This is a genomic window from Glycomyces albidus, from assembly GCF_009451885.1.
Lineage (GTDB): Bacteria > Actinomycetota > Actinomycetes > Mycobacteriales > Micromonosporaceae > Glycomyces > Glycomyces albidus.
In genome coordinates this window covers 1-25,441 of record NZ_WIAO01000025.1, presented here as the reverse complement: position 1 = coordinate 25,441, position 25,441 = coordinate 1, and the positions used below count along the sequence as shown (strand labels likewise).

Here is a 25,441-nt window from a genome sequence, read left to right as displayed (position 1 = left end):
ACGGCTCGCAGCGTCGTCAAGGGGCTCATCGGTAGCGCCTCCGGTTGAGTTCGGCGAGCACGGTGTCGAGGGAGGCCGAGCCCCGCCAGGGCTCGACGGCGACGCCGAGGTCGCGCAGCTCCATGACGGTGTTCTCGCGGGCCAGCCGCCACAGCCGCTCGGCGTACGGTGTCCAATGTGTCCGGCGGGGCGGGGCGAGGTGCGGCGGGAGCGTGTCGACGCACAGGACCGGCCGGCCGGCGCGGGCGAGCGAGGCGACGAGCGCGATCGAGCGGTCGGTGAGCAGCGGCGTGAAGACCACGTTGAGGCTGCGCTGGCCGCCGAGCTGGCGGCGCAGCAGCTCCGGCGAGGGCGGGATCGGGTCCGGCGGGATCTCGACCGAGGCGAGCCAGCGGAGGGTCGCGGCGGCGTGGCGGCGTCCCGCCCCGGCCCGCATGCGGCGGCCGCGGGCGCCGAACTCGACGCAGGCGGTGCGGTCGCCTTGGAGGGCGTAGTGGGAGGCGACGGCGCCCGCGGCGCGCACGGTGAGGTCGGCGATCGACGGATCGCCGTCCACGCCGCCGGAGACGCCGGCCTCGACCTGGAGGTCGAGGACCAGGGTGACGTCGGTGTCGCGTTCGGAGAGGGTCGCGTTGACGTAGAGGTCCTGCGTGCGCATCGAGGTGCGCCAGTCGATGCGGCGGAGGCGGTCGCCGGGCTGGAAGAGGCGCACTTCGGCGAGTTCGCCGGAGTCGCCGCCGCGGCGGGAGCGGTGGACGCCGGTGACGCCGTCGGCGAACGGGAGGGACTCGGCCGAGTCGAACCAGTCGGGGACCGGCAGGACCCACGCGGTCGCGCCGGGCAGGCGCTGGACCGTGGTCTCCAGGAGGCCGCCGCAGGCGATCGAGCGGACGTGCACGGGCCCGAGGTGGTGCTCGCCCCAGCGGCGGGCGGTCCCGGCGACGACGAGGTCCCGCCCGGAGCCCGGCCCGATCCACGAGGCGAAGTCGCCTTTGCCGGTGTGCAGGTCGATCCAGGGGTCCGCGGCGGCGGTGACGAGCGTGGCGACCGCGACCGGCTCGGGGTTGGCGACGATGACGCGCACGGCGGCAGTGCCGCCTTCGGGGCAGGCCAGGTCGTCGGCGGTGCCTTCGAGCGGGGCGAGGCGGGCCTGCGGCGGGCGGACCGGGCGCCGCTGGAGGAGCACGGCGGTGCCGATCGCGAACGGCGCGGCGATGAGGACGAGGTCGACGCGGCCGAAGGCGACGGCGGCCAGCAGGCACACGGCGCCGATCGCGACGGCGCGGGTCAGGGCCTTCGTGCGCCGCCACGTCACGGGCGCCTCGACGGCGCCGCCGTACCCGGCCGGCCGCACCGGCCGGGCGTTGTCGGTGCGCAGGCTCAGGACCGGGTCGCGTGCGATCGTCATCGCCGTGCGGAGTAGGTCGGGGCCTGCGCGGTCTGCGGGGCCTCGACGCCGCGGCAGATGTCGGCGACGACCGCCGCCGGGTCGATGCGGCGCATCCACAGCTCCGGCTTGAGCGTGATGCGGTGGGCGAGCGCGGCGGCGGCGACGCCCTTGACGTCGTCGGGGGTCACGAAGTCGCGTCCTGAGAGGACGGCGAGGGCGCGGGAGGCGAGCAGCAGCGCGAGCGAGCCGCGCGGGGAGGCGCCGACCTGGACCTGCGCGTGGCCGCGGGTGGCGGTGGTGATGGCGACCATGTAGCGGCCCACGGAGTCCTCGACGGTGACGTCCTCGAGGGCGCGCTGCATGCCGACGAGGGTGGGCGCGTCGATGACGGGCGCGAGGTCGGCGGTCTCGGCGCGGCGGCCGATGCGGCGCTGGAGGACCTCCCACTCCTCGTCGGGCGTGGGGTAGCCGAAGGAGACGCGCAGCAGGAACCGGTCGAGCTGGGCCTCGGGGAGCTGGTAGGTGCCTTCGAACTCGACGGGGTTGGAGGTGGCGAGGACGGTGAACGGCTCGGGCAGGAGGTGGGTATCGCCTTCGACGGAGACCTGGCGCTCCTGCATGGCCTCGAGGAGCGCGGACTGGGTCTTCGGCGGCGTCCGGTTGATCTCGTCGGCGAGGAGGAGGTTGGTGTGGACCGGGCCCTTGCGGTAGACGAACTCGCCGGACTTCTGGTTGTAGAGCAGGGAGCCGGTGACGTCGGCGGGCAGCAGGTCGGGCGTGAACTGGAGCCGGCGGAAGTCGAGGCCGAGGCTCTGCGCGAAGCAGCGGGCGGTGAGGGTCTTGCCGAGGCCGGGGAGGTCCTCGAGGAGGATGTGGCCGCCGGCGAGGATCCCGGCCAGGACCAGGCGCAGCGGCTCGTCCTTGCCGACGATGACCGACCGGACCGACTTCAGGACGGCGTCGGAGTAGTGCGCGACCTGGTCGAGGCTGATGCGCGGGGTGTCGGTCATGAGATCTCCTCGATGGCGTGCAGGTGTTCGCCGAGCTGCCGCGGCGTGGGGCAGTCCGGGACGGGCCCGGTCAGGAACCGGTACGTGGATTCGCCGAGGACGGCCCGACACTCGGCGGGCTGCTCGGTGAGGGACAGGCCCCGGCGCAGCCGCAGCCGCTCGGCGGCGAGCGCGACGAGCTGCTGCTTGGCGTTGGTGGTGTCGAACCGGCCGGGCTTGGCCTCGGCGAAGATGAACCGGTCCTCCCAGCGGTTGACGTCGGCGAAGGGGCGCCAGGACGGTTCGTTGACGGTGTGGACGACGAGTTCGGGGGCGGCCTCGGTGTCGGCGCGCATCCCGGAGACGACCGAGTGCGCGAAGAGCGCGGCGAGCGCGAGCATGACGACCTGCCAGAGCGCGAACTCGACGCCGGACATGCGCGCGACCGCCCAGGCCAGGCCCGCGGCGGCGACGGTGCCGACGACCGGCCACATCCGCAGGCGCCCGAACGGCGCCAGGAAGTCCTTCACGTCGTCCCGCCTGGTCATGTCGCCTCCCTGAGGCCGAGCTCGGTCCGGAGTGCCACGAGCGCGTCGCGGGCCCGGTCGCGGTCGGCCTCGACGACCTCGTGGGTCGAGTAGCGGGCCCGCAGGTACGCCTCGGTGAGCCGGTTCAGGGCCGAGCCGTCGAGGTCGTGGCGGGACAGGAGTTTGCGCACCAGGTCGGCGGGCGTGTCGGAGGCGTCGCGTTCGATGCCGACGGTCTCGGCGGCGCGTTCGAAGTGGACCCAGCAGGCGATGATCGCCGCCCTGGCGTCGGCCCCGAGGTCCATCTCGGCGAGCGCGGAGGCGATGGCGTCCTCGACGAGCGCGAAGTCCCGGCGCAGGTACGCGGGTTCGGGCTCGGGTTCGCCGCTGGACTCGGGGGCGTCGACGAGCCAGTCGATGACGCGGCGGACCACGAACAGGACGATGAGCAGCGCGGGGACGCCCAGGAGGATCCCGAGGACGAGCCACGAGACCCAGGGCGGCAGCGTGAAGGCGTCCTCGGCCTCGCCGGCCTCGGGCATCGACGGAGGCGGCTCCTGGCTCATGAACGGCGGCGGGAGGCTCTCCGCGTCGCCGGTCGACCCGGGCATCCGGGCCTCGTCCCACTGCAGGCCGGTCCCCTGCGCGGCGATCCCGACGACGAGCAGCGCGGCCACGACGACGCCGACCGGCAGCCACCGCCGCAGCGTCGAGCGCTCGGGCGGTTCGGTCTGCGTCATGGACGACCTCAAAGGGGTTCGGTGCGGCGGCTGGGGTGATGCGCGTCCCCCACCTTATGCCAAGGCGCCGGAAACCGCCTACCAGCCCGAGGCCGCCGAAAGTGTTCGCAAACCGCGAACTTAATGTACAGAACACTTTCGCTTGCGTTTATTTCGAATAGTTCGTATGATTCGATGAGGAGGTGCAGAGGATGACGGGAATCGGACCGGTCAGTTCAGTGCAACCGGGAGACGTCGACGCCGAAGCGGCGCAGCGTGCGCTGCGCCGTATCAAGGACTACCTCGCGAAGCATCCGGCCGAACCGGAATTGATCGAGGTCATCGTGGAGCACGGCGAGCCGTCCCTGGTGCTCCCCCGTCCTGCGATCACGCTCTTCGCGCAGATCCTGGCGCAGCTCGCGGAGGGGCGGGGCGTGTCCGTGGTGCCCTCGCAGGCCGAGCTGACCACCCAGCAGGCGGCGGACCTGCTCGGTGTCTCGCGCCCCTATCTGATCCGCCTCCTCGAACAGGGCGAGATCCCCCACCGCAAAATCGGGCGGCATCGCCGGATCGCGCTCGCAGACCTCCTCGACTACAAGCGCACTGACGACGAACAACGCCGGCGGACAGCCGACGAACTCGGCGAGCTGGGGCAGGAGCTGGGGATCTGACGTGCCGCTTCGAGTCCTGTACGACGCGAACGCCCTCTACCCGAACACATTGCGCGACATGCTCATCCGCGTCGCGCAGGCCGGTCTCGCGCAAGCGCGGTGGACCGGCCGGATCCTCGACGAGATGCAGCGCGCGATCACCCGGAGCCGCCCGGACATCCCGCCCGGGAAGCTCGACCTGCTGCGCGACCGCATGAACGCCTCGATCCGCGACTGCCTCGTCGAGAACTACGATCCGCTCATCGACGGGCTCAAACTCCCCGACGAAGACGACCGGCACGTGCTCGCAGCGGCGATCGCATGCCGCGCCGATGCGATCGTGACCTTCAACCTGAGCGACTTCCCACCGGACGCACTCGGTCCGTGGGGCATCGAGGCATGGAGCCCCGACGAGTTCCTGCTCGACCTGATCGACCAGGATGCGAAACGCGTGTGGGGCTGTCTCCAGCGCATCGCCGATTCACGGCGCAACCCGCCGCAGACTGTCGAAGACGTGCTGGCGCAGCTCGAACGCTCAGGCCTGATCGAAGCGTCCGCCGCACTGCGCTCGGGCTGACTCGTGGCCGCCGCTCACTGGAAACGGGACACGAAGCGGCGCTGCCAGGGGGTCTCGACCGCTTTCGGGCTGTAGCCGGATCTGACGTAGGCGACGGCCTCGTCGGCGGGGACGCCGTCGAGGACGGCCAGGCAGGCGAGGGCGGTGCCGGTGCGGCCGTTGCCGCCGTGGCAGGCGAACTCGACCCGTTCGGCCTCGGCGCGCTTCCAGGCGTCGCGCAGGGCCGCCGCGAAGGCGGGCTTGTCGGCGGGGAGGCGGAAGTCGGGCCAGCGGACCCATGTCGCCTCCCATGCGACCGCCGGCGGCTCCTTGCCGAGGAGGTAGAGGGCGAACTGCGGCTCCGGTCCGTCCGGGAGCGGGCGCGCGAGGCCGCGGCCGCGGACGAGCCGGCCGGACGGGAGGCGGAGCACGCCGGGTGCGTCGGGATCCCAGGTCATCCTCTGATGCTACTGCGGCACGGCATCATCCGATGCTGCTGCGGCGCAGCGAGAACGCTAACGGACCTCGCGGAGCCCGGAGCCCTCCTCGGGGAGTTCCCTGAGGGTCCGGATCGGGGTCCTGAGGAGTGCCAGGCAGCCGGCGAACAGCATTCCGGCGGCGATGAAGAGCACGGCCCGGGCGCCGACGGCCTCGCCGGCGAAGCCGCCGAGGATCGAGCCGATCGCCATCGAGCCCCACGTGATCACCCGCTGGGTCGCGTTGACGCGTCCCTGGATCGGGTCGGGCGTGACCGCCTGCCGGTAGCTGACGACGTTCACGTTGAACGCGACGATCGCCGCGACGTACAGGATCTGCCCCAGGAACGCGCAGACCGCGCCCCACCCGGGCCCGGACATCGCCACGACCGCCATGCCCGGTCCCGAGAGCGCGAGCGCGACGAGCGCGGTCCGTCCCATGCCGGCCTTCGCGGAGATCTTGCCGACGAGCACCGCCCCGAGGACGCCGCCGACGCCCGACCCGGCGAGGATCAGGCCGACCGCCGCGCTGGTCTGGCCCGTGTCGCGGATCAGGAACACCACGAGCATGGCCTGGAAGGCGCCGATGGAGAGGTTGCACCAGGCGCTGGAGAACGCCACAGTGCGGATGATCGGGTCCTTGAGGATGAAGCGGATGCCTTGGGCGATCTCGGATCTGAGGTTCGGCTGCTCGGGGCGGACCGGTTCGGCCTCTTCGAACCTGATGCGCCACACGCTGAACGCCGACACGGCGAACCCGACGACCGCCACGACGACGGCGACCGGCGCGGTCAGCGCCGCCACCAGCGGGCCCGCGGCGAGCGGGCCGCCGGTGTCGGACGCGGACCTGATCCCCTGGAGGTGCGAGTTCGCGCCGGTGAGCCGGTCGTTGTCGATGAGCATCGGGATGTAGCTGGCCTGCGCGACGTCGAAGAACACCGAGACGAGCCCGAGCAGGAACATGACGGCGTACATCTGCCAGGCGGCGAGCGCGTCGAGCATCCACACGACGGGCACGCTCAGCATCACCAGCGCCCGCAGCGACTCGCTGACGACGACGATCGGCTTGCGCCGCATCCGGTCCACCCAGGCGCCGATCAGGAGGCCGAAGAGCGCCAAGGCGATCTGGTCCATCGCGTTCAGGACGCCGATCTGGGACTCGCTCAGGTCGAGGACGACGACGGCGATGATCGAGACGGAGAAGAACGCGATCTGGAGCCCGATCTGGCTCGTCGCGACGGAGACGAGCAGGAGCCGGTGGTCGGGGTGGCGGAACATCGGTTCGGGCGGTGCCTTTCAACGGGGGTGTTCGGGCAGGCTACGCCCCGAACGCGACGAACGGGTGCCATGGACGCCGCTCCCCGACGGCGGCAAGCGCCTCGGCGGGCGACGCGCCGGCGGCGCAGCGGCGGTGGTACTCGAGCATCATGTCGGCGGCCATCGCGTCGGGGACGCGGGCGAGGCTGGAGACCACGGTCGAGGCGCCCGCGTGCAGCAGCGCCGCCGTGAAGCCGAGCGTCTCGTTGCCGACCTCCACGGTCGAGCGGCCGAGGTCGCACGAGGACAGGACGACGTGGCTCGGCGGCTGGTCGAGCCCGAGCAGCTCGTACGCGTTGAGCGGTCCGAGCCCGAAGTCCAAGCGGGAGAACAGGACGTTGTCCGGCTCGTGGTGCCCGTGCGCGGCGAGGTGCGCGACCGAGGCGCCGTCGAGGGCCCTGAGCACGTCCTCGGGGTCGGACTTCTCGGCGCGGATCAGCCTCGCGTCGGGGTAGAGGGCGGCGACCGACTCGATCTCGCTGTCGGCGCGGACGAGCCGGGGCCCGGCGGCGATCAGCGCCGGGCCGGTCGCGGCGGGCCGCTGGGCCGCGCGCCACCAGACCTCGGCGGAGGGCGACACCGTGATCGGCCTGCCGCGCAGCGCCGGCAGCAGCGGCCACGGGACCCACGCGAGGCGGCTGTGCGGGACGATGACGATCTGCCGGTCGCCGACATAGTCGGCGATGGGCTTCCAGATGCCTTCGGAGAGCGCGTCCGCGTTGCGGCGCATGGCGCTCTCGACGCTGCCCCGGAGCCGCGGCGGGTGGTTGAAGGTCCGGCTGAGCGCGTCGAGGTCCGCGCCGAGGCGCCGTTCGAGCTCGGTCGCCTCCTTGAGCGGCATGAGTTCCACGTACTGGAGTCCGTCGCCGCCGACGAGGACCGCGCGCAGGGTCTCCTCGACGTGGAGCATGTTGACGAGGACGGTCTCCCTGGCGTTCGCGAGCTCGTGGATCGCCTCGGGGGCGATCCGGTCGGCCTGCTCCCCCGGTCCCGGTCGGGCCCGGTCGTAGTCGCGGATCTCCGCTTCGAGCGCGCTGACCCGGGCGAGCGCTTCGGAAGCGTTCTCTCCTTGGAGTTGCAGGTCCCAAAGCTCCTGGCGCGCTTGGCGGAGCCGGCCGAGCGCTTGGCGCGCGTCAGGGTCGGCCGAGGACTTGACCGGTGGGATCCGCAGCGACTGAGCGCGCGACCGCTCCGCCCACCACAGCAGCTCGGCCGGCACCTCTCTGGTGGCGGCGTAGCTGAGGCCCTTGTTGGAGAGCTGCACTCCGAGCGCCGAGACCCCGGCCTGGAACTCGACGGACCCGAACGTCATGCGGTAGTTGTCGAGGAGGTCCAGGCCGGCGCGCAGTTCCGGGGTAGGGTCGCCGTTCCGGGCCCAGGCGAGTTCGGCCTTCGCCAGGCACCTGGCCAGGTCCTCGGCCAAGGCGTCGTAGCCGGTGCCGCTGGCACCCTCCTGGAGCAGCGCCTCCACGCCGTCGAGCTCCTTGGCCCGGATCTTCGCGCGGGCGGCGAGGATCTTCGCCTGGTTGAGCCGCAGGCTCCAGCCGCGCTGCTCGAGCGCGTCGCAGAGCCGCTGCACCTTGTCGGCGAATCCGGGCCCTTCACGGCCGGCATCGAACTGCCCCTGCAGGATCAGCAGCTGCGCGAGGAACGCCATCGGCTCGTTCCCCTGCTCGTACAGCGACTGCAGGGCCTGGTTCGCCCACTCCTCGGCGAGGTCGAGCCGGTTGTCCTCGTACGCCGCCACGGCCCGCCAGTACTCGAACATCGCGGCGCTCCTCCGGTCGCCGAGCAGCCGCTGCGAGGCGATCGCCTCGGCCCAGCGCTTGGTCGACTGCCGGAACATCCCGACATAGGAGAGCGCCTCCGCATAAGAGCCCTCGATGTACGGTTCCAATTCGGGTGCGAAGGCGCGGTATTGCGCCCGCACTTCATCGAACGCCTGGAGCGCCTTGGTCACTTCTCCGAGATCGAGCCAGATTAGCGCCTCGATATGGAGGGACTTGGCGCGGTTCGCCGGGATGTCGAGTCCGTCGAGAATCGCGACGGCACGCTGAATGCTCGTCAGCGAATGGTGCAGTTCGCCGAGATCCCTCCAGACCAGCGCCCGATTATGGAACAGGGCCGCGTACATGTAGTCGGGGCCGTGCTCGGCGAGCAGCGGCTCGGCCGCGTCGAACCAGCGGAGCGCGTCCGTCAGCCGGCCGCTCTGCCAGAGAATGAAGGCCCGCTGGTGCAGCATCATGCCCCGGTCGCCGGGCGCGATGAACCGTTCGGCGAGATCGAGGAATCGCAGTCCGCGACCCGGGTCGCCGAGGGTCACCTGCTCGATGGCGAGGACCAGGAGCACTTTCGCGGTCAGGCGGGCTCGCGCGGTTCCGGCCGGCGGGAGCCGCTCGGGGTCCCAGTCCAGCAGCTCCAATGCCTCTTCCAGTGCCGTCGCCGATTCTGCGACCCGGCCGCGGCGGTACAGTCGCTGGCCGCGAGTGAACAGACGCCAGGCATGTTGAAGCATTCTTCACATGCTACAGACGGACGGCAGGCGTCACGACCACCGCTGGCAGCCCTTCCCTTTGCAGCGCTTCGTCGGGCCGGATCACGAGTTGGAACATCTCATTGTCCGGAAGCCCCTCGATGACGAATCTGCCGCTCTCATCGGACGAGGCGCGACGGGTTCCCTGAGGGCTTCTGAATTCGACCGCATAGGTGCCTTCCGGCCCTATCCACCCGTCCAGACGCATTTCATGAGCGGCCGAGGGCCTGGGGGTCACCATCACCGTGACCGTCTCGCAGTCGAAGGTGATCGAGGCGGGATCGCCTTGGTTCACCGCCAGTTCGGTGTCCCCTCGCATGAGCGCGAATTCCTTCGGCCGATATACCGAGGCGACTTTGGCGTCCAGCGCCGCCTCCAGTTCGAGGACGAATTCGACCCGATCGTTCAAGTCGTTCGGAATCGGATCGTCCCGATGGTGCAGCTCGTTGATGACCGCGAGAATTCGCTCATCGCAGGAGTCCAACGGTTCGAACTCGCTCTGGTTCCCAGTCTCAGGTTCCATCTGCATCCCGCTCCTCACCTGAAGCCCAGGACGGATCATCCATGAGCGTCTTCCTCAGCTTGTCCAAGCAGCGGCCCCGAGTGGGTCCGATGCTCCCCCTTTTCATCCCGAGCTCCTCGGAGATGACGTCGTAATCCGGCCGGGCGAAGGCCGCCACGTAGGCGAGCAGCGCCCGGCACTTCACGTCCTGCGCAAGGAAGGCCCGGCGGACCGCCTCTCGTTCGGCACTGCGGACGAGGTCGTCCTCGATGCCTTCGATGACCGGCTCCTTGATGTCCAGCGGGTCCGAGACGACCTCCCGCTTCGCGCGTCCGGCGACGTTCCAGGCCTCGCGGCTGACCGTGGTGTGCAGCCATTTGGTCAGCGCGCGAGGCTGGTTCAGCCCGTCCTTGGTGCGCCACAGCCGAAGCCAGGCGGTCTGCACCACGTCGGCGGCGCTCTCCGCATCGAGGCCGGCCTTCCGCGCCACCCGCCAGAGCGGCACGTTGAGCTCCTCGATCAAGGTGCGCTGCGCACTGCGGTCGCCGGCACGCGCGGCGATGTAGAGCCGCGCGTACCGGTCGTAGTCGACCGCCGCCACCGTATGAGCCGAAATCGCGTTCATGGTCTCAGGCTAGCGACTTTTCAGCCGGGAGAGCGCCGCGTGCGCGCGCTCGGCCGCCTTGACCGCGTCCTGGACCTCTTCCACACCGGACTCCGCCATCGCGTTCAGGAGGTACGCCGCCGCGACCGGGGCCGCGAACGAGGTGCCGCTCCACACCGCGAAACCGGACGAGAAGTCGTCGAAGTCGTAGCTTTCGCGGAAGCGGTTGCGCATCGTCGACTTCGAACGGCGCTCGGGTTCGCGCGACCCCTCGGCCTCGCACGGGTACGTGCTCACCAACCCGGCCCCGGTGGCGTAGCACGAGACCCACGGGCCCTCGTTCGAGAACATCGCGACCTCGAGGTTCGGGTTCAGCGCGCCGACGCTCACGATCGGCGCCGCGTTCTCGGGCTGCCCGTGCGCGGCGAACGCCGCGGGGTAGAACGGCCGGTCCGAGGACTGGTTGCCCGCGGCGGCGACCACGGGGATGCCCAGTTTCGTCAGCCGTTCGACGGCCGAGCCCATCCAGCCTCCCGGCTGGTCGTCGGCGTCTTCGTCCACATAGCCCAGTGCGAGGACGACCACGTCGACGGGGAACGCCTCGGCGTCGCCGGCGCGGGCGGCCTCGATCTGGTCGGCCACATGGTGCAGCGCGCCGATGATCTCGTGCTCGTAGGAGAGGCCGTCGTTGTGGACCACTCGGAGCGAGTACACCTGGACGTCCGGGGACATCTGGCGCAGGAGCCCCGTGATGAAGGTGCCGTGGCCGAAGTGGCTGGCGACCTCGCCGATGAGGGTCGGCTCGTGGACCGGGCCGTCCCACGGGTCGTCGAGCGGCGGCGCGGGCGAGTCGTTGTGCTGGCCGAGCCGGGTCTGGAAGGCGTGGTCGACCACCACGAAGGTGTCCTTGCCTTCGGTGCGGTCCGAGACGTCGAAGGCGGGGTGCCCCGGCGGGACGCCGGTGTCCAGGACGGCCACTCGGAGCCGCCGGTCGAGCTTCTTCCGCTCCGGCATCGGGGCGACCATGTCGACCGGAATACGGCCGAGCGAGAGCTGGTGCGGGCCGGGGTGGGGCGGCTCGCCGGTGCCCATCCCGGGCCCGGTCCCCTTGGAGCAGATCATCAAGTGCTCCAAGCGGACCTTGTCGAGCAGCTCGCTCGGGAGGCTCTCGTCGCTGGTGTCGGTCTTGAGCCGCTGGAGCAGCGACCACGCGTCGACGCCGGCCTGGTCGCCGTGGCTGCTGACGACCGGGACCCGGTAGGGGCCCTGGCCGGTGACGAGGGCGCTCGCGGAGCGGCTCTCCAGCGACATGCCGGAGGGGCGGACGGCGCCTTCGAGGCGGCGGCGGGCCTCGTCGTCGAGGATGACCGACTCGTCGACGAGGAGGCGGTCGTAGCGGTAGATGGTGCCGACCGGGGCCGAGCTGCCCGCAGTGCGGACGACCTGTCCGGGGGCGAGGACGCGGCCGCCGTGCCGGTCCAGAGTGGAGTAAGCGAGTTCGGGCACGCCGCTCATGTGGTCGCGGCGCGGATTGGGCTTCAAATGGGGTTCGTGATCGGCGAACACCAATCGCATGGGAGCTCCTCAAGTCGTCTTCCGGGGGACTATGCGGTTGTGGAGAGGAGGGGGATCCTTCATGACCGATTCTCCTCACCTTCTGCAAGACGCGGGGTACACGCCGGTCCCGACGAGTCGGGAGGCACTCGAGCCCGGAATGCCGCGAACGCCGCGGGCGGACCGGTACGGCGGCGCTCACCAGGGAAGAGGCGGGGCGGTCCGGTCGGATACACGCGGGAACGCGGTTTCTCAGATTGGCACGTTCGAGGGATGCGGAAACGCCCCGGAGGCGCGGCCTCCGGGGCGTGGGTCGTTTAGGTGTTTCGGTGCGCCCGGTGCTGCCGGGCTCTTCGGTCCGCCTGGTGCTACCGCTTCGCGGGCTCGTCCTCGATGACCTCGACGATCGGCTCGTCGTCCCAGGTGTCGAGGTCGAACTCGCCGTCGCGGACGCCCTCGACGAACGCCTCCCACTCGGACGGGGTGTAGATGAGGATGTCGCCGTCGGGATCCTCGGCCATGCGCAGGGCCACCAGCCCGTTGTCGGCGTAGCCGATCTCCAGCGCCGCGGGCGTCCCGTCCTCGTGCGTCGTGCGCTCCCAGCGGGCCGCGGCGGTGTCGAACTCGCCCTTGAGCGGATGCTCACGCTTCGTCATGCCCCAAGCATAGAAAGCACCGACGGCGAGCCGGCAGTGCCCCCGAACCCGGTCAGTGCAACCCGAGCATCCGCTTGAGCATCATCTCTACCTGCAACATGACCAGCCCATCGACTTCGCCGATCTTGTGGAGCAGCCGCTTCACCGAAGCGACACGGATCTGCTCGCACTGAAGGTAGCTGGTCGTCGAAAGCACGCCCTCGAGTTCGATATGCGTGGGGTACCCCTTCTTGGTCTTCGAAATCGGTATCACGATCGGTATACCGGCGCGCGCCATCTCCCCCTGAGAGGCGATCAGGACCGGACGCTTGTGCCCCTGCTCATGTCCGACCGGGACGCCGAGGTCGCACAGGTAGATCTCCCCGCGGTTCACTCGTACTCGCTCCAGTCCTCGGGCTCGAGTCCATCGCCGATGGTCCCTCCCAGCTCCTCGGTCTCACGGAGGATGTCGGCGCGCGCTTCCGGAGTCGTCATGGTCGCACGGACTTCGGCCCAGAACTGCTCGGTCTCAGCCCTTTCGATCGCCCACTCGACCGCCCCCGCCATCGTGGTGTGCTGACTGCGCGCGATCTTGGAGATACGGTCCCGAAGCTCCGTTGGAACCTTGATTGTAGTCATGGAAGTCATACAATCAGTATTCCACCTGGTAGCAGCATGCACAAGGGTCCGAGCCGAACGGCCCGGACCCTTGTGCGCAACGCGCTACCCCTGGTGCGGGTAGCGGTACTCCGTCGGCGGGAGGAAGTTCTCCTTGATGGAGCGGGGGCTGACCCAGCGGATGAGGTTCTGCCAGGACCCGGCCTTGTCGTTGGTGCCCGAGCCGCGGGAGCCGCCGAACGGCTGCTGGCCGACGACCGCGCCGGTGGGCTTGTCGTTGATGTAGTAGTTGCCGGCGGCGAAGCGCAGGGCTTCACCCGCACGGGTGATGGCGGCGCGGTCGGTCGCGAAGACCGCGCCCGTCAGCGCGTACGGCGCGATGTCGGCGGCCTGGCCCACGACGGCGTCGAAGTCGGCGTCGTCGTAGACGTGGACGGCGTTGACCGGCCCGAAGTACTCCTCGGTGAACAGCTCGTGCGTCGGATCGGTCGACTCGACGAGCGTGGGCTGCACGAAGAAGCCGTGGGAGTCGTCCGCGGTGCCGCCGATGACCACCGTGGCCTTCGGGTCGCCTTGCAGGCGTTCGAAGAGCGCGGTGTGCTTGGCGTAGGCGCGGGCGTCGATGACGGCGCCGCCGAAGTTGGCGAAGTCGGCGACGTCGCCGTAGGTGATGTCCTCGGTCATGCCGACGACGGCGTCCTTGAGGCCGTGGTTCCACAGCGAGGCGGGCACGTAGGTGCGCGAGAGCGCCGAGCACTTCTGGCCCTGGTACTCGTAGGCGCCGCGGACCATCGCGACCGCGAGCGACTGGAGGTCGGCGCTCGGGTGCGCGATGATGAAGTCCTTGCCGCCGGTCTCGCCGACCAGGCGCGGGTAGGTGCGGTAGCGGCCGATGTTCTCGCCGACCGTGCGCCACAGGTGCTGGAAGGTCCTGGTGGATCCGGTGAAGTGGATGCCGCCGAGGTCGGGGTCGAGCAGCGCCGTCTCGGAGTGCTCGCCGACACCGGTGACCATGTTGATGACGCCGTGCGGCAGGCCGGCCTCGATGAGCACCTGCATCACGAAGTGGGCCGCGAACTGCTGGGTCGGCGAGGGCTTCCACACGACGGTGTTGCCCATGAGGGCCGGGGCCGTGGGGAGGTTCCCGGCGATCGCGGTGAAGTTGAACGGGGTGATCGCGAGGACGAACCCGTCGAGCGGGCGGTGGTCCATCCGGTTCCACAGGCCCTTGGAGGAGATCGGCTGCTCGCGGTAGATGCCTTCGGCGAAGCGCACGTTGAACCGGAGGAAGTCGATGAGCTCGCACGCGGCGTCGATCTCGGCCTGGGCCGCGGTCTTCGACTGGCCGAGCATGGTCGCGGCGTTGAGGACGTCGCGGTACGGACCGGAGATGAGTTCGGCGGCGCGCAGGAACACCGCGGCGCGGTCGGCGAAGTCGGTGCGGATCCAGTCGTGGCGGGCGGCCTTGGCGGCGGCGACCGCGTCGGCCCACTCCGAGGTGGTGGCCTCGCGGGCGACGCCGAGGACGTGATGGCGCCGGTGGGGCTCCACGACCTCGATCTCCGGACCGGACCCCCGGCGCCACTCCCCCGCGATGTGGTGGTCCAGGTCGAGGCTGGTGCTCGCGAGCTCGGCGAGCTTCTTCTGGAGGCTCTCGCGCTCAGGGCTCCCGGGCGCGTACGCATTGACCGGTTCGTTCTCCGGCGTAGGTACCGTAAACAAGGCGTCCATCGCGCCCTCCCATAGATTCGACGGATATCACGATCAGCTGGCTTTGAACACGAGGTTACTCGACCGGGGTTCCTACCGCCATCCTCGCACAGTCCAGGCCCTGTGAACTGGTGCGATGCGAACAAAGCACCACCGCACCGCGAACGGGCGCGCCGGGCCACAACCCCGGCGCCGCGAGCGGCCCCGCGGCACGCGGTCCGTACTCTGGGCTCGTGACCGAAACGCAGGAGCAGCAAGCCGAAACCGCCGCGACCGCGCCCGCCGAGCCCCGCCCAGGCCGCACCGCGCTCTGGGTCCTCGCCGCCGCCGCCGTCCTCTCCCTCGCCGGCGTCGTCTACTCCCTGTACCGCCTCACCAGCATGCCGGGCGGCCTCGACGACACCGGCATCATGATCCTCGCGAACTCCCTGTTCAGCCCCATCGTCGTCACCGTCTTCGCCGGCGCGGTCGCCGGCGTGGTCGCCGCACGGCTCGCCAGAGCCCGCCGGAAGTTCTTCACCGTGCTCGGGTCCCTCGTCATCGGACTCGCCGCCGGCGCCACCGCCTACCTGAGCTTCCAGGCCGACGCCGACATCGCCCTCGCGATCGCACTGGTGCTCCTGGGATCGGCGCTCATCGGCGGCCTGTTCGCGCTCCCGCAGCGGCCGGTCACCGTCGTCGCCGGCCTCAGCGCCACACTCCTGCTCCTCGCGTTCATGTTCGGCCGCGGCTACTACGAGACCGCGGCGTCGATGAGCCTGTTCTCCGACCCGCTCGACGAGTACGGCGCCCTCGGCACCGCCGTCCCGTTCATCGCCGGCGTCGCCTGCGGCATCTGCGCGTTCCTCTACCTGCGCGCCCGGAAGGCCGGCGTCAAGCTCCTCGGGCACCTGCTCGCCGGGGCCCTGCCCGGCGCGGTCTGGCTCGTCGCCACCGTCATCGCCCAAGTCGCCGTCGAAGTGGTCCTGAACACCGGCCTGAACCAGGTCGAACCGCTCGACCAGGCGCTCCTCGCCCTGAGCTTCCAATGGCAGTACAACGGGTCGATGACCGCCATGTTCGCCGGAGCGCTGTGCGCCGTCCTCGCCTACGGGCTCCTGCTGCCCAAGCCCCATAGGTCCAAGGCCGCCAAGAAGTCGTCAACTGCCACCGGCTGAAGCCGGTGGCTTGTCGCTCGTGCCCACCGCTGGCTGCGGCGTATCGGCGACCATGGGCTGGTTGACGACAGCCCAAGTCATGCGGGCGCGGTCACGGACGTTTACCGCGGCTACCTGGTCGGCTGGCCCAACGAGTCCGCAACCGACACAGGCGAAATGGTCACGGGACGGCCGGTTGGCATTGGCGGTGTGTCCGCACCGCGGGCACCGCCGCGAGGTGTCCCGGGCGTCGACCACCACGACCGGCACCCCGGCGCGTTTCGCCTTGTAGGCGATGAACGCCTGCAGTTGGTAGAAGGACCACGAGTTAAGCTCGCCTCGCTGGGCGGCTGGGAGCCGTACCCGGTCGCGGATACCGGCAAGGTCTTCCATGCCGATGCCGCGACCGGTGCGTTCAGCCGACGCTACGAGCTGCTTCGCGATCCGATGGTTGACGTCTCTGACCGCCCGCGCCTCCCGACGGGCACGGGCCTTGAGCTTGCGTTTCGCTGACTTCGTGCCCTTGGCCTGAAGCTCTGCCCGAACCTTCGCCATCCGCCTGCGGTACCGGCGCACCCCGGTGCCCGCATGGTTGCGGCCGTCGGAGGTAGTGGCAATGTTGACGATCCCCATGTCAACGCCGAGGAAGTCCACCGGATGGGTGTTCTCCTCGGCATCGGCGACCTCGATGGTCGCCAGCAGGTACCAGTTCCCGTCTCGGAAGACTAGGTCGGTCTCACCTTTCCGGTGCTGCTCAAGGACCTGCAATTGATCGGGATGCCCGGTGAAGGCAATGCCGCGCAGGCGCCCGCCGAGAGTCCATATCGAGACCGTGCGTGCGTCGTGCTGCCACGACAGGCACCGGTCGTCAAACGCCTGCGCCGCGTCGACGCGGAAGACCACCGGCTTGGACCGCGCCTTCACTGCGCGTTTGCCTTGTAGGCGCCCGGATTTGACCAGCCCGGCAATGGTGGCGTACGCGTGGCAGGTCTTCTTGATGACTAGCTGCGCGACCTGGGAGCCAAGCCCACGCGCCTTCAATTCGGTGTATGTGTACTGGCGCAACGCGTACTCCCGCGGCACCCCGTGCGCAAAGGACACTGCCGCAGTCCAGTTCGCAGCCTCATTCACCGCGCGCAAGGTTGCAGCCAATGCCCGCGCCTGTTCTGGCGACGGCAGCAGCTTCACCTGCACCACGCGCTTACCCATACGCACAAGGGTACGAGCCACGGTGGGACACACGCACCCGTCCAGCACACGATTGGGTGATATGGGCTCAATCACTGCCAGTCATGGGTGAGCGACCTTAGAAACTCCTGAATCTCGGAGGGCGCGTACCAGTCCAGGACGTGCGCCTCCACCGCGTCCAGGTCCGGCTCCTCCGCCGCGAGCGCCCGCGCGACCTCCTCGGCCGCCGCGGCGTCGTCCGCGTGCACCGCCGCGACCCGCTTCAGGGCGACGACGCCCTCGAAACCGGCACCGGTGCCCTCATCGTGCTCGGACACCAGGTCGTCCGGGACGTCCGCGGAGATCACGATCCGGCGCGGCACCCCGCCCGCCAGCAGCGGAAGCGAGGCCAGCGCCGCATCGGCGAACGCCGTGTACTCCAGGTCCTCCTCGTCGGCGCCCGGCGCCTCACGCCGGAGCCACGAGGTGACCGTGTGGACGGCCGACACCGGCCGCAGTTCGCCGGTGCCGGCCAGCGTCCGCAGCATCGCCGCGTTCGCGGGTACGTAGATTCGCGCCATGCCCTTAGTGTGCGGCACCCGGGGCGCCGTGGCAGCGCTTGTACTTCTTGCCCGAGCCGCACGGGCACGGCTCGTTCGGGCCGACCTTCTCGACCCGGCGCTGCTGCGGGTTCGCCTGCTGCGCCGGCGGCGCGGTGGCCGCCTTCCGGGGACCGGCCGAGCGCGCCGACTTCGGGGCGACCTTCGCGGCGCCCCGCTGGCCCGCGCCCGGCGTGCGCTTCACGGCCCGCTTCTGGCCCTCGACCGGCTTCGGCGGGCGCTTGAAGACCGTGCCCTCCTCGGTCGTCGTCTCCTGCTGGACGCCGGTCGCGCTGTCGATCGACGGCGCCGACTGGAGCAGCATCTCCGGTTTGCGCAGCGGCTCGAGCCCGCGGATCTCGGCCTCCGGCTCGGCCTGCCCGCCGCCCTCGGCCGGCTTGGCCTTGAGCTCGGCGTTCATGAGGAACCGGACCGTGTCCTCCTTGATGCCGTCGAGCATCGTCTGGAACATGTCGAACGCCTCGCGCTGGTACTCGATGACCGGGTCGCGCTGCGCGTAGGCCCGCAGGCTGATGCCCTGCTTGAGGTAGTCGACCTCGTACAGGTGCTCGCGCCACTTCCGGTCGATCGTCTGCAGCAGCACGCGCCGCTCGAGCTTGCGCAGGATCTCCTCGCCGAACTCCTCCTCGCGGACCGCGTAGGCCGCGTGCGCGTCCTCCTTGACGGCCGTGAGGATCGCCTCGGCGTCGAGCTCGTCGCGCCCGCCCGCCCGCTTCGCGAGCTCCTCGTGCGTGACGCCGATCGGGTAGAGCTGCTTGAACGCGGCCCACAGCTCGTCGAGGTCCCAGTCCTCGCCGTAGCCCTCGCTGGTCGCGCCCGCGACGTACGCTTCGAGGACGTCGTCGATGAAGTGCTCGATCTGCTCGGAGACGTCCTCGCCGTCGAGCACCTTGCGCCGCTCGTCGTAGATGACGGTGCGCTGGCGGTTCATGACCTCGTCGTACTTGAGGACGTTCTTGCGGATCTCGGCGTTGTGGCCCTCGATCTGCGACTGCGCCGACTCGATCTGGCGGGTCACGAGCTTCGAGACGATCGGGACGTCGTCGGGCACGCGCATCCGGTTCATCATGGCGCGCACCGCGTCCGCGTTGAACCGCTTCATCAGGTCGTCCGAGAGCGACAGGTAGAACCGGGACTCGCCCGGGTCGCCCTGGCGGCCGGAGCGGCCGCGGAGCTGGTTGTCGATGCGGCGCGACTCGTGGCGCTCGGTGCCGAGCACGTACAGGCCGCCGGCGTCCTTGACCTCTTCGGCCTCGGCCGCGCAGGTCTCCTCGAACTTGGCCTTGGCCTCGGCGAACGCCGCCGCGTACACGTCCTCTTCGGCCTCGTCGACGCCGCGGGCGCGCAGGTCCTCGGCGGCCATGTACTCGGGGTTGCCGCCGAGCATGATGTCGGTGCCGCGGCCGGCCATGTTGGTGGCGACGGTGACGGCGCCGAGCCGGCCGGCCTGGGCGATGATGTCGGCCTCTTTCGCGTGGTTCTTCGCGTTGAGGACGTTGTGCTTGATGCCGCGCTTGGTGAGCAGGCGCGAGAGCATCTCCGACTTCTCGACCGAGACGGTGCCGACGAGGACCGGCTGGCCGGTCTCGTGGCGCTCGGCGATGTCGTCGACGACGGCCTGGAACTTCGCCTCTTCGGTCTTGTAGATGACGTCGGGCTGGTCGCGGCGGATCATCGGCTTGTTCGTGGGGATCGGGATGACGCCCATGCCGTAGACGTTGTTGAACTCCGACGCCTCGGTCTGGGCGGTACCGGTGATGCCCGCGAGCTTCTCGTACAGGCGGAAGTAGTTCTGGAGCGTGGTGGTGGCGAAGGTCTGGTTCTCCTGCTTGATCTCCACCTTCTCCTTGGCCTCGATGGCCTGGTGGATGCCCTCGTTGAACCGCCGCCCGGCCAGCACGCGGCCGGTGAACTCGTCGACGATGAGGACTTCCTTGCTGTCCGAGACGATGTACTCGCGGTTGCGCTCGAATAGCTCCTGCGCCTTGATCGCGTTGTTGAGGTAGCCGACCAGCGGCGTGTTCACCGAGTCGTACAGGTTCTCGATGCCGAGGCGGTCCTCGACGCGGGCGACGCCGGCCTCGGTGATCGCGATCGTGCGCTTGCCCTCGTCGACCTCGTAGTGCTCGTCGCGCTTCATGGAGCGGACGATGTTCGCGAACTCGGTGTACCAGCGCTTGGAGTGCTCGGCCGGGCCGGAGATGATGATCGGCGTGCGGGCCTCGTCGACCAGGATCGAGTCGACCTCGTCGACGAGCGCGAAGTTGTGGCCGCGCTGCACGAGGTTGTCGGCCGAGCTGGTCATGTTGTCGCGCAGGTAGTCGAACGCGAGCTCGTTGTTCGTCGAGTACGTGATGTCCGCGGCGTACGCCTCGCGGTGCTTCTCCGAGCCCTCGCCCGGGAGCACGACGCCGACGCTCAGGCCGAGGAACCGGTGGATCTCGCCCATCCACTCCGCGTCGCGGCGGACCAGGTAGTCGTTGACGGTGACCTGGTGCACGCCCTTGCCGGTCAGCGCGTTCAGGTACACCGGGAGCGTCGAGACCAGGGTCTTGCCCTCACCGGTCTTCATCTCGGCGATGTTGCCCTGGTGCAGGGCGGCCCCGCCCATGAGCTGCACGTGGTAGTGCCGCATCCCGCGGACCCGGTCGGCGGCCTCGCGGACCGTCGCGAACGCCTCCGGCAGGAGGTCGTCGGTGGTCTCCCCGTCCTTCAGGCGCTCCTTGTACTCGTCGGTGAGCGCGCGGAGCTCCGCGTCGGTCAGCGACCGGTACTCGTCTTCCAGGGAGTCGATCGCGTCGGCGATCGCTTTGAGCCGCTTGAGCGCGCGGCCCTCGCCGGCCCGCAGTACCTTCTCGAACAACGACACGGAAGATCAGCTCCCACAGCAACGTCTCGGCCAGATTCAGGGTGGATTTCCCGGTCCATAGTACGCGTACTCGGCAGCTGGCCCGGATGCCAGCCGGTGGGGCACAATCGTTGCCTATGGAACCCGTCACCTTCGACGCCGACGGCTTGCGACTCGTCGCCTGGGAGCAGCGGCACATGGCCGACCTCGCGAGGATCTACGCCGACCCGCTCATCGAGCGGTTCCTCGTGATGCCCCTGCCGTGGACCGGGCCCGCCCGCGACCGGTTCGTCGAGACCCAGCGCCGGCACTGGAGCGGCGGCAACCCGCGCTGGGCCGTCGAGGAGGACGGCGTCCTCGTCGGCTCCATGGCCCTCACCAAGTCCTTCCCCGGTGAAATGGTCATCACCTACGTCACCGCGCCGTGGGCGCGCGGCCGCGGCGTCGCCCAGCGCGCCATCCGCGCCGCCGCCGCGTTCGGGTTCGAGCGGGCCGGCGCCCGCCGCATCGCCTGGGACGCCATCGTCGGCAACCACGCCTCCCGCCTCGCCGCCCTGCGCGCCGGCTTCACCGTCGAAGGCGTCGCCCGCGGCGGCGTCAACCAGCGCGGCGCCGTGCGCGACTGCTGGGTGGGTGGGATGCTCCCCGGGGAGGTCCGCGGCCCGGACGACCCGCCCCCGCACTACGAGGCCGTCAAGCGGCAGGCCGCGTTCTTCACCGCCGCGCAGCCGGAACTGCAGGCCGGCGCCGGCCTGCGGCTGCGGCCCCTCGAAGCGCGCGACCTGGACGAGGTCGCCGCCGCGTGCGCCGACCCGGAGACCCAGCGGTGGCTCGCCGACCTGCCGTCGCCGTACACGCGGGCCGACGCCGACCGGTGGTTCGCGGCCTGCCGCCGGCAGTGGGACCTCGGGACCGCGGTCCAGTACGTCCTCGCCGACGAGGACGACCGCTACAGCGGGTCGGTCGCGCTGCGCCTGGGCGAGCCGGCCGAGGCCGAGATCGGGTACCACACCGCGCCGTGGGCCCGCGGCCGCGGCCGGATGACCGCCGCAGTGAAGCGCTTGTGCCGCTTCGGATTCGACGAGCTCGCCCTGGAGCGGATCGAATGGCGGGCCGTGGTCGGCAACGAGGCGTCGCGCCGCGTCGCCGAGAAGGCCGGGTTCACCGTCGAGGGCACCCGCCGCGGCCTGCGCCACGGCGGGGACGGCCGCGTCGACTCGTGGATCGCGAGCCTCTTCCCCGAGGACCTCGGCTAGCGCGGACCGGTGCGAGTCGCGCGATTCAGAAAGCCGCAAACGGTTGACGCACCGCGTCCGGCCTGCTTGTCTGAGGACGTGCGATTCTTCGAACCCGTCGAGGCGACGGCGTTCGTGCTGCGCCCCTCCGAACCGGACGCGGCAGTGGACTGCGGATTCGCACCCGACGCCGTAGCGGTGGGCCCCGAAGGCGAAGCCGTCTGGGGCGCACTCGCCTTCGAGGGCGCCGCCGTCGCGGCCGTCCGGTACTGGATCGCTCCCGAGCGGCGCGGCAAGCACCTCGCCGCCGCGATGCTGCGGGCCGCCGCACCGGTCGTCTTCGCGGCGGGCGCGAACCGGATCGAGGCGCGCCCGCCCGTGCGCGACCAGGCCGCCGTCCGCGCCGCCCTGAGGGCCGGCTTCCGGCCCGACGGCGGCGTCTCCCGCGGCGCCGCCTGGGACGGCACCGAGGCGCTCACCCTGGGGCTCCTGCCCGGCGACGGCCCCGGTCCCACGCCGCGGGTCCTCCCCGACCTGCCGGGCGGGAACCTCACCGACGGCGTGATCGCCCTCCGGCCCCTCGCCCCCGACGACTACGAGGAGCACCTGCGGCACCGCTCCAGCCCCGACGTGTACGCCGGGGCGGCCCTGCCGCTGCCGCCCAGCGCCCTGGAGGCCCGCGAGGTGTGCGAATGGCGGGCCGCGGTCGACTGGCTGCGCGGGCGCAGCGCCCTCATGGTCATCGACGACGGCACCGGCTACCAGGGCACGATCGGCCTCTACGATGTGGCGCGCGTCGTCGGCACCGGCATGATCGGGTACGACCTGCGCGCGTCCGCCCGGGGCCGCGGCTACGCCACCCGCGCCGTCGAGCTGGTCAAGCGCTGGGCCTTCCGCGAGGTCGGCCTCGACCGGCTGTGGGCCGGGACCGACCTCCACAACACCGCCTCGCAGGCCGTGCTGCGCCGCGCCGGCTTCCGCCTGGAGGGCGTCGAGCGGGGCGGACTGCCGACATTGTCCGGCCGCCGGCGCGACACGTTGGTGTGGGCTGTGTTGAGCAGTGACTGAGGTGCAACCGAAGGGGTGGGGCCGGGCGTCGAGGATATAGTGAACTCGTCGCTTCGCTTTGTGGAGGAACCCCCTTTGAAACGCCGGACCTTCGTCGCTGCCTCGGCGACGTCGTTGCTGCCGCTTGCTGCGTGTGCGGAACCCCAGCAGGGGTCGTTCACGCCGGCCCCCATCGTGCCCGTTGTGTCGCTCGACGCCGTCGACGACCATGACCCGTCCCAGCCGTTCAACCTCTCAGTGGTCGACGGCATCCTCGAAGAGGTCAATGTCACCTCCGACCGGTCCAAGACCATTGAAGGCGAGTTCACCGAGGATCTGACCGCCTGGACCTCCGTGGGCGTGCTCGACGCGGGGTCGGTGCACACCGTCTCCGCCAAGGCCGTCAGCACCGACGGCACCGTCACCGAGTTCGAGCAGCAGTTCGCGACCCAGCGCCGCGACGGAAGCGGCTTCGGGGTCGCGGACGTCACCCCGATCGTGGAAGGCGAGACGGTCGGCGTCGGCGCGCCGATCATCGTGTTCTTCACCGAGGACGCGCCCGACCGCGCCGAGGTCGAGAAGAATCTCACGGTCGAGTCCGAGCTCGGCCACGAGGGCGCCTGGCACTGGATCAGCGACAGCCAGGTCATCTACCGGACCAAGGAGTACTGGCAGCCCTACCAGAAGGTCACCTTCAAGGCGAACTTCGAAGGGGTCTTCCTCGGCGGGGACACCTGGGGCGACGAGAACCACGAATCGGTCATGGAGATCGGCGCCTCGCAGGTCTCGCACGCCGACCTCGAGACCCACCGGATGAAGGTGACGATCGACGGCGAGGTCGCCAAGGACATCGCCATCAGCGGCGGCTCCGGCGAGGAGTGGGAGTACTACACCGCCACCGGCGTCCACCTGGTCATGGAGAAGTTCGCGCAGAAGACGATGGTCTCCCCCGGCCGCGAAGAGGGCGACGAGGGCTACTACTCGACCGACGTCAACTGGGCCACGCGCATCAACGCCTCGGGCGAGTTCGTCCACGGCGCCCCTTGGAACGGGAGCCTGGGCTCCGCCAACCTCTCGCACGGCTGCCTCAACGCCAGCGAGAGCGACGCCGAGTGGTTCTACGGGATCGCCCAGCGCGGCGACCCGGTCGACGTCACCGGCTCGCCGCGGGAGATGCCGTGGGACAACGGCTGGGGCTTCTGGATCAAGTCCTGGGACGACTGGAAGTCCGGCTCGGCGCTGGAGAGCTGACGCGCGGCGACCGCGAGGCCGCTTCGCGACACCGATCGGGGCCCGGGCTCTCGCCCGGGCCCCCGTCGGGTCCGGATGCCGCCCCGCGGCTTGGCAAGTCAGTGCATCCGGTACCTGGAATCGAGTCCCCCCAACGGTTCCGGACGGCGGAGCGGGTCTAGATGTCGAGCCTGAGCAGGCCGTAGTCGAAGGCGCGGCGGCGGTAGACGACGGACGGCCGGCCCGTCTCCTTGTCGTGGAACAGGTAGAAGTCGTGTCCCACCAGCTCCATGTTCTGGAGGGCGTCGTCGACGGTCATCGGCTCGCCCGGGTGGATCTTCTCGCGGACGATCCGGCCCGGCAGGTGGTCCTCGACGAGGCCGTCGAAGTGGTCGACGTCCTCGGAGATGAAGCGGGCCTGCGCGGCCGCGCCCTGCGTGTCGGGGTCGTACAGCAGCGTGGTGCCGGACTGGAGCCGGCCGCCGCCGTTCGCGGTCGCCTCGGCGACCGAGATCGGGGCCTTGGTGCCGCCGCGGTGGATGCGCTTGCGGTCGGAGGTCTTGCGGAGCTGGTGGCCGAGCTTGGTCGCCGCCAGTTCGAACGCGGACCGGAAGTCGGCGGCGCACGCCTCGGCTCGGATGACCGTCCCCTTGGGGCGGCACGTGATCTCGACGCGCTGCGCGTGGTCGGCCTGGCGGGGGTTGGGCTCGTGATAGAGCTCGACGTCGATCTTGATCGCCTCCCCGTCGTAGCGGGCGAGGTACTTGGCTATCTTGCCTTCGATCTTGTCTTCGACGAGCTCGCGGTAGTGGTCGGGAACCTCCACATTGCGGCCCTTGACGACGATGTCCACCTCTGAACCTCCCAGGTGCATCCCTGCTGCGGCGATGCTGACGTAGTTGCGTGTGCTGGGTCCGGAGCCGAAGATCCGGTACGGCGGATGGAGCGACCTCCCTTCACGGACTGGGACGACCTTGCGGGAGCGCCTCACGACAAGGGGGCGTTCACCTTTGGGCCAACTGGCCTCTGCCGTCTCGTTACCGATCTGAGATTTCGAGACTATCCCCTAGGTCACCGAAAGTCGACCCTTCGGCTACCGGAATTCTCCAATGCGTTCACGCCCGCCGCTTGGATTCCGGCGGAACCGAGATAACTCTTCGCATTCCTGCGCGAACCGACGGTTTCGGTGTCAGACAGCCGACAGCCCGCGGCGGGGCCGCCAGGCGGGTTCAGGCGGCCGCGACCGCGATCGCGGCCGGGACCTCGACGCCGGCGGCGCGCAGCGCCAGGGCGGCCGCGCGGAGGGTCGCGCCGGTGGTCACGACGTCGTCGACGAGGATCGCGGGCCGGCCGGAGGCGGCGAGGACCCGGGCGCGCG

General features: G+C 70.3%; 25 protein-coding genes. 6 read left to right on the top strand and 19 right to left on the bottom strand.

Annotated elements, in window-relative coordinates; genetic code table 11:
- Positions 1 to 25 precede the first annotated feature (25 nt).
- The 4 genes from GFD30_RS18380 to GFD30_RS18365 are packed head-to-tail and all read right to left on the bottom strand — an operon-like array spanning position 26 to position 3,646.
- Entirely contained in the window at positions 26 to 1,408 is a 1,383-nt protein-coding gene (locus tag GFD30_RS18380) for a DUF58 domain-containing protein (protein ID WP_153026651.1), read from the bottom strand.
- Entirely contained in the window at positions 1,405 to 2,400 is a 996-nt protein-coding gene (locus GFD30_RS18375; protein ID WP_153026650.1) for an AAA family ATPase, read from the bottom strand. Before GFD30_RS18375 ends, GFD30_RS18380 begins: the two co-directional genes overlap by 4 nt.
- On the bottom strand, positions 2,397 to 2,927 hold the full coding sequence (locus GFD30_RS18370) for a hypothetical protein (RefSeq protein ID WP_153026649.1): 531 nt from the start codon (positions 2,925 to 2,927) through the stop codon (positions 2,397 to 2,399). The genes GFD30_RS18375 and GFD30_RS18370 overlap by 4 nt, the downstream gene beginning before the upstream one ends.
- Positions 2,924 to 3,646 (bottom strand): DUF4129 domain-containing protein, encoded by a 723-nt coding sequence (locus tag GFD30_RS18365; protein ID WP_153026648.1) that lies wholly within the window; start codon positions 3,644 to 3,646, stop codon positions 2,924 to 2,926. The genes GFD30_RS18370 and GFD30_RS18365 overlap by 4 nt, the downstream gene beginning before the upstream one ends.
- 191 nt (positions 3,647 to 3,837) lie before the next feature.
- Here GFD30_RS18365 and GFD30_RS18360 point away from each other — a divergent pair, with 191 nt between their 5' ends.
- Together GFD30_RS18360 and GFD30_RS18355 are read left to right on the top strand one after the other, a co-directional pair.
- Complete coding sequence (locus tag GFD30_RS18360) at positions 3,838 to 4,296, top strand: helix-turn-helix domain-containing protein (protein ID WP_153026647.1); 459 nt, start codon at positions 3,838 to 3,840, stop codon at positions 4,294 to 4,296.
- Position 4,297: 1 nt separating this feature from the next.
- A complete protein-coding gene (locus tag GFD30_RS18355; RefSeq protein ID WP_322633382.1) occupies positions 4,298 to 4,852 on the top strand; it encodes a PIN domain-containing protein in 555 nt (184 codons plus the stop codon).
- A gap of 14 nt (positions 4,853 to 4,866) precedes the next feature.
- Here GFD30_RS18355 and GFD30_RS18350 read toward each other — a convergent pair whose 3' ends face one another.
- From GFD30_RS18350 to pruA, 10 genes are all read right to left on the bottom strand, one after another.
- Entirely contained in the window at positions 4,867 to 5,289 is a 423-nt protein-coding gene (locus tag GFD30_RS18350) for a protein-tyrosine phosphatase family protein (protein ID WP_153026645.1), read from the bottom strand.
- Between the two features lie 57 nt (positions 5,290 to 5,346).
- Positions 5,347 to 6,585: an MFS transporter gene (locus GFD30_RS18345; RefSeq protein WP_153026644.1), complete on the bottom strand. Its 1,239-nt coding sequence runs from the start codon at positions 6,583 to 6,585 to the stop codon at positions 5,347 to 5,349.
- A 40-nt stretch (positions 6,586 to 6,625) separates the two neighbouring features.
- Positions 6,626 to 9,139, bottom strand: coding sequence for a CHAT domain-containing protein (locus GFD30_RS18340; protein WP_153026643.1), 2,514 nt, complete (start codon positions 9,137 to 9,139; stop codon positions 6,626 to 6,628).
- A 10-nt stretch (positions 9,140 to 9,149) separates the two neighbouring features.
- Positions 9,150 to 9,680 carry a hypothetical protein gene (locus GFD30_RS18335; protein WP_153026642.1) on the bottom strand — a complete coding sequence of 177 codons (531 nt, stop codon included), beginning with the start codon at positions 9,678 to 9,680 and terminating at the stop codon, positions 9,150 to 9,152.
- Positions 9,670 to 10,284 (bottom strand): RNA polymerase sigma factor, encoded by a 615-nt coding sequence (locus GFD30_RS18330; RefSeq protein WP_153026641.1) that lies wholly within the window; start codon positions 10,282 to 10,284, stop codon positions 9,670 to 9,672. The genes GFD30_RS18335 and GFD30_RS18330 overlap by 11 nt, the downstream gene beginning before the upstream one ends.
- Positions 10,285 to 10,293: 9 nt before the next feature.
- Positions 10,294 to 11,838 (bottom strand): S8 family peptidase, encoded by a 1,545-nt coding sequence (locus GFD30_RS18325; RefSeq protein ID WP_153026640.1) that lies wholly within the window; start codon positions 11,836 to 11,838, stop codon positions 10,294 to 10,296.
- Between the two features lie 347 nt (positions 11,839 to 12,185).
- Positions 12,186 to 12,473 carry a DUF397 domain-containing protein gene (locus tag GFD30_RS18320; RefSeq protein WP_153026639.1) on the bottom strand — a complete coding sequence of 96 codons (288 nt, stop codon included), beginning with the start codon at positions 12,471 to 12,473 and terminating at the stop codon, positions 12,186 to 12,188.
- Positions 12,474 to 12,525: 52 nt separating this feature from the next.
- Positions 12,526 to 12,846 (bottom strand): type II toxin-antitoxin system PemK/MazF family toxin, encoded by a 321-nt coding sequence (locus tag GFD30_RS18315; RefSeq protein ID WP_194202012.1) that lies wholly within the window; start codon positions 12,844 to 12,846, stop codon positions 12,526 to 12,528.
- Positions 12,843 to 13,100: a hypothetical protein gene (locus GFD30_RS18310; RefSeq protein WP_153026637.1), complete on the bottom strand. Its 258-nt coding sequence runs from the start codon at positions 13,098 to 13,100 to the stop codon at positions 12,843 to 12,845. Before GFD30_RS18310 ends, GFD30_RS18315 begins: the two co-directional genes overlap by 4 nt.
- A gap of 75 nt (positions 13,101 to 13,175) precedes the next feature.
- Positions 13,176 to 14,801 carry an L-glutamate gamma-semialdehyde dehydrogenase gene (gene pruA, locus GFD30_RS18305; protein ID WP_153026636.1) on the bottom strand — a complete coding sequence of 542 codons (1,626 nt, stop codon included), beginning with the start codon at positions 14,799 to 14,801 and terminating at the stop codon, positions 13,176 to 13,178.
- Positions 14,802 to 15,013: 212 nt separating this feature from the next.
- On the opposite strand from pruA, the gene GFD30_RS18300 reads away from it, so the two are divergent.
- On the top strand, positions 15,014 to 15,937 hold the full coding sequence (locus tag GFD30_RS18300) for a hypothetical protein (protein WP_153026635.1): 924 nt from the start codon (positions 15,014 to 15,016) through the stop codon (positions 15,935 to 15,937).
- Here the strand turns inward: GFD30_RS18300 and GFD30_RS18295 are convergent.
- From GFD30_RS18295 to secA, 3 genes are all read right to left on the bottom strand, one after another.
- Positions 15,920 to 17,125: an RNA-guided endonuclease InsQ/TnpB family protein gene (locus GFD30_RS18295; RefSeq protein WP_227996594.1), complete on the bottom strand. Its 1,206-nt coding sequence runs from the start codon at positions 17,123 to 17,125 to the stop codon at positions 15,920 to 15,922. The two genes, GFD30_RS18300 and GFD30_RS18295, sit on opposite strands and share 18 nt — an antisense overlap.
- A gap of 71 nt (positions 17,126 to 17,196) precedes the next feature.
- Positions 17,197 to 17,664 (bottom strand): DUF6912 family protein, encoded by a 468-nt coding sequence (locus GFD30_RS18290; protein ID WP_153026634.1) that lies wholly within the window; start codon positions 17,662 to 17,664, stop codon positions 17,197 to 17,199.
- Positions 17,665 to 17,668: 4 nt separating this feature from the next.
- Positions 17,669 to 20,572 carry a preprotein translocase subunit SecA gene (secA, locus tag GFD30_RS18285; RefSeq protein ID WP_322633381.1) on the bottom strand — a complete coding sequence of 968 codons (2,904 nt, stop codon included), beginning with the start codon at positions 20,570 to 20,572 and terminating at the stop codon, positions 17,669 to 17,671.
- 116 nt (positions 20,573 to 20,688) lie between these two features.
- Here secA and GFD30_RS18280 point away from each other — a divergent pair, with 116 nt between their 5' ends.
- From GFD30_RS18280 to GFD30_RS18270, 3 genes are all read left to right on the top strand, one after another.
- A complete protein-coding gene (locus GFD30_RS18280; RefSeq protein WP_194202011.1) occupies positions 20,689 to 21,807 on the top strand; it encodes a GNAT family N-acetyltransferase in 1,119 nt (372 codons plus the stop codon).
- A 78-nt stretch (positions 21,808 to 21,885) separates the two neighbouring features.
- Entirely contained in the window at positions 21,886 to 22,854 is a 969-nt protein-coding gene (locus GFD30_RS18275) for a GNAT family N-acetyltransferase (RefSeq protein WP_153026632.1), read from the top strand.
- Positions 22,855 to 23,037: 183 nt separating this feature from the next.
- The gene (locus GFD30_RS18270) at positions 23,038 to 24,084 is read left to right on the top strand and encodes a L,D-transpeptidase (protein WP_153026631.1); all 1,047 of its coding nucleotides are present in this window, start codon (positions 23,038 to 23,040) and stop codon (positions 24,082 to 24,084) included.
- A 157-nt stretch (positions 24,085 to 24,241) separates the two neighbouring features.
- Here the strand turns inward: GFD30_RS18270 and hpf are convergent, their stop codons facing one another.
- Positions 24,242 to 24,916 (bottom strand): ribosome hibernation-promoting factor, HPF/YfiA family, encoded by a 675-nt coding sequence (hpf, locus tag GFD30_RS18265; RefSeq protein ID WP_322633380.1) that lies wholly within the window; start codon positions 24,914 to 24,916, stop codon positions 24,242 to 24,244.
- Between the two features lie 376 nt (positions 24,917 to 25,292).
- Positions 25,293 to 25,403 (bottom strand): hypothetical protein, encoded by a 111-nt coding sequence (locus tag GFD30_RS28290; protein WP_407649095.1) that lies wholly within the window; start codon positions 25,401 to 25,403, stop codon positions 25,293 to 25,295.
- Between the last annotated feature and the right edge of the window lie 38 nt (positions 25,404 to 25,441).

Coding starts and splice junctions, on each gene's coding strand:
- GFD30_RS18380 (WP_153026651.1), bottom strand. CDS start 1,408: ATGACGATCGCACGCGACCCGGTCCTGAGCCTGCGCACCGACAACGCC.
- GFD30_RS18375 (WP_153026650.1), bottom strand. CDS start 2,400: ATGACCGACACCCCGCGCATCAGCCTCGACCAGGTCGCGCACTACTCC.
- GFD30_RS18370 (WP_153026649.1), bottom strand. CDS start 2,927: ATGACCAGGCGGGACGACGTGAAGGACTTCCTGGCGCCGTTCGGGCGC.
- GFD30_RS18365 (WP_153026648.1), bottom strand. CDS start 3,646: ATGACGCAGACCGAACCGCCCGAGCGCTCGACGCTGCGGCGGTGGCTG.
- GFD30_RS18360 (WP_153026647.1), top strand. CDS start 3,838: ATGACGGGAATCGGACCGGTCAGTTCAGTGCAACCGGGAGACGTCGAC.
- GFD30_RS18350 (WP_153026645.1), bottom strand. CDS start 5,289: ATGACCTGGGATCCCGACGCACCCGGCGTGCTCCGCCTCCCGTCCGGC.
- GFD30_RS18345 (WP_153026644.1), bottom strand. CDS start 6,585: ATGTTCCGCCACCCCGACCACCGGCTCCTGCTCGTCTCCGTCGCGACG.
- GFD30_RS18340 (WP_153026643.1), bottom strand. CDS start 9,139: ATGCTTCAACATGCCTGGCGTCTGTTCACTCGCGGCCAGCGACTGTAC.
- GFD30_RS18335 (WP_153026642.1), bottom strand. CDS start 9,680: ATGGAACCTGAGACTGGGAACCAGAGCGAGTTCGAACCGTTGGACTCC.
- GFD30_RS18330 (WP_153026641.1), bottom strand. CDS start 10,284: ATGAACGCGATTTCGGCTCATACGGTGGCGGCGGTCGACTACGACCGG.
- GFD30_RS18325 (WP_153026640.1), bottom strand. CDS start 11,838: ATGCGATTGGTGTTCGCCGATCACGAACCCCATTTGAAGCCCAATCCG.
- GFD30_RS18320 (WP_153026639.1), bottom strand. CDS start 12,473: ATGACGAAGCGTGAGCATCCGCTCAAGGGCGAGTTCGACACCGCCGCG.
- GFD30_RS18310 (WP_153026637.1), bottom strand. CDS start 13,100: ATGACTTCCATGACTACAATCAAGGTTCCAACGGAGCTTCGGGACCGT.
- pruA (WP_153026636.1), bottom strand. CDS start 14,801: ATGGACGCCTTGTTTACGGTACCTACGCCGGAGAACGAACCGGTCAAT.
- GFD30_RS18295 (WP_227996594.1), bottom strand. CDS start 17,125: ATGGGTAAGCGCGTGGTGCAGGTGAAGCTGCTGCCGTCGCCAGAACAG.
- GFD30_RS18290 (WP_153026634.1), bottom strand. CDS start 17,664: ATGGCGCGAATCTACGTACCCGCGAACGCGGCGATGCTGCGGACGCTG.
- GFD30_RS18280 (WP_194202011.1), top strand. CDS start 20,689: ATGGAACCCGTCACCTTCGACGCCGACGGCTTGCGACTCGTCGCCTGG.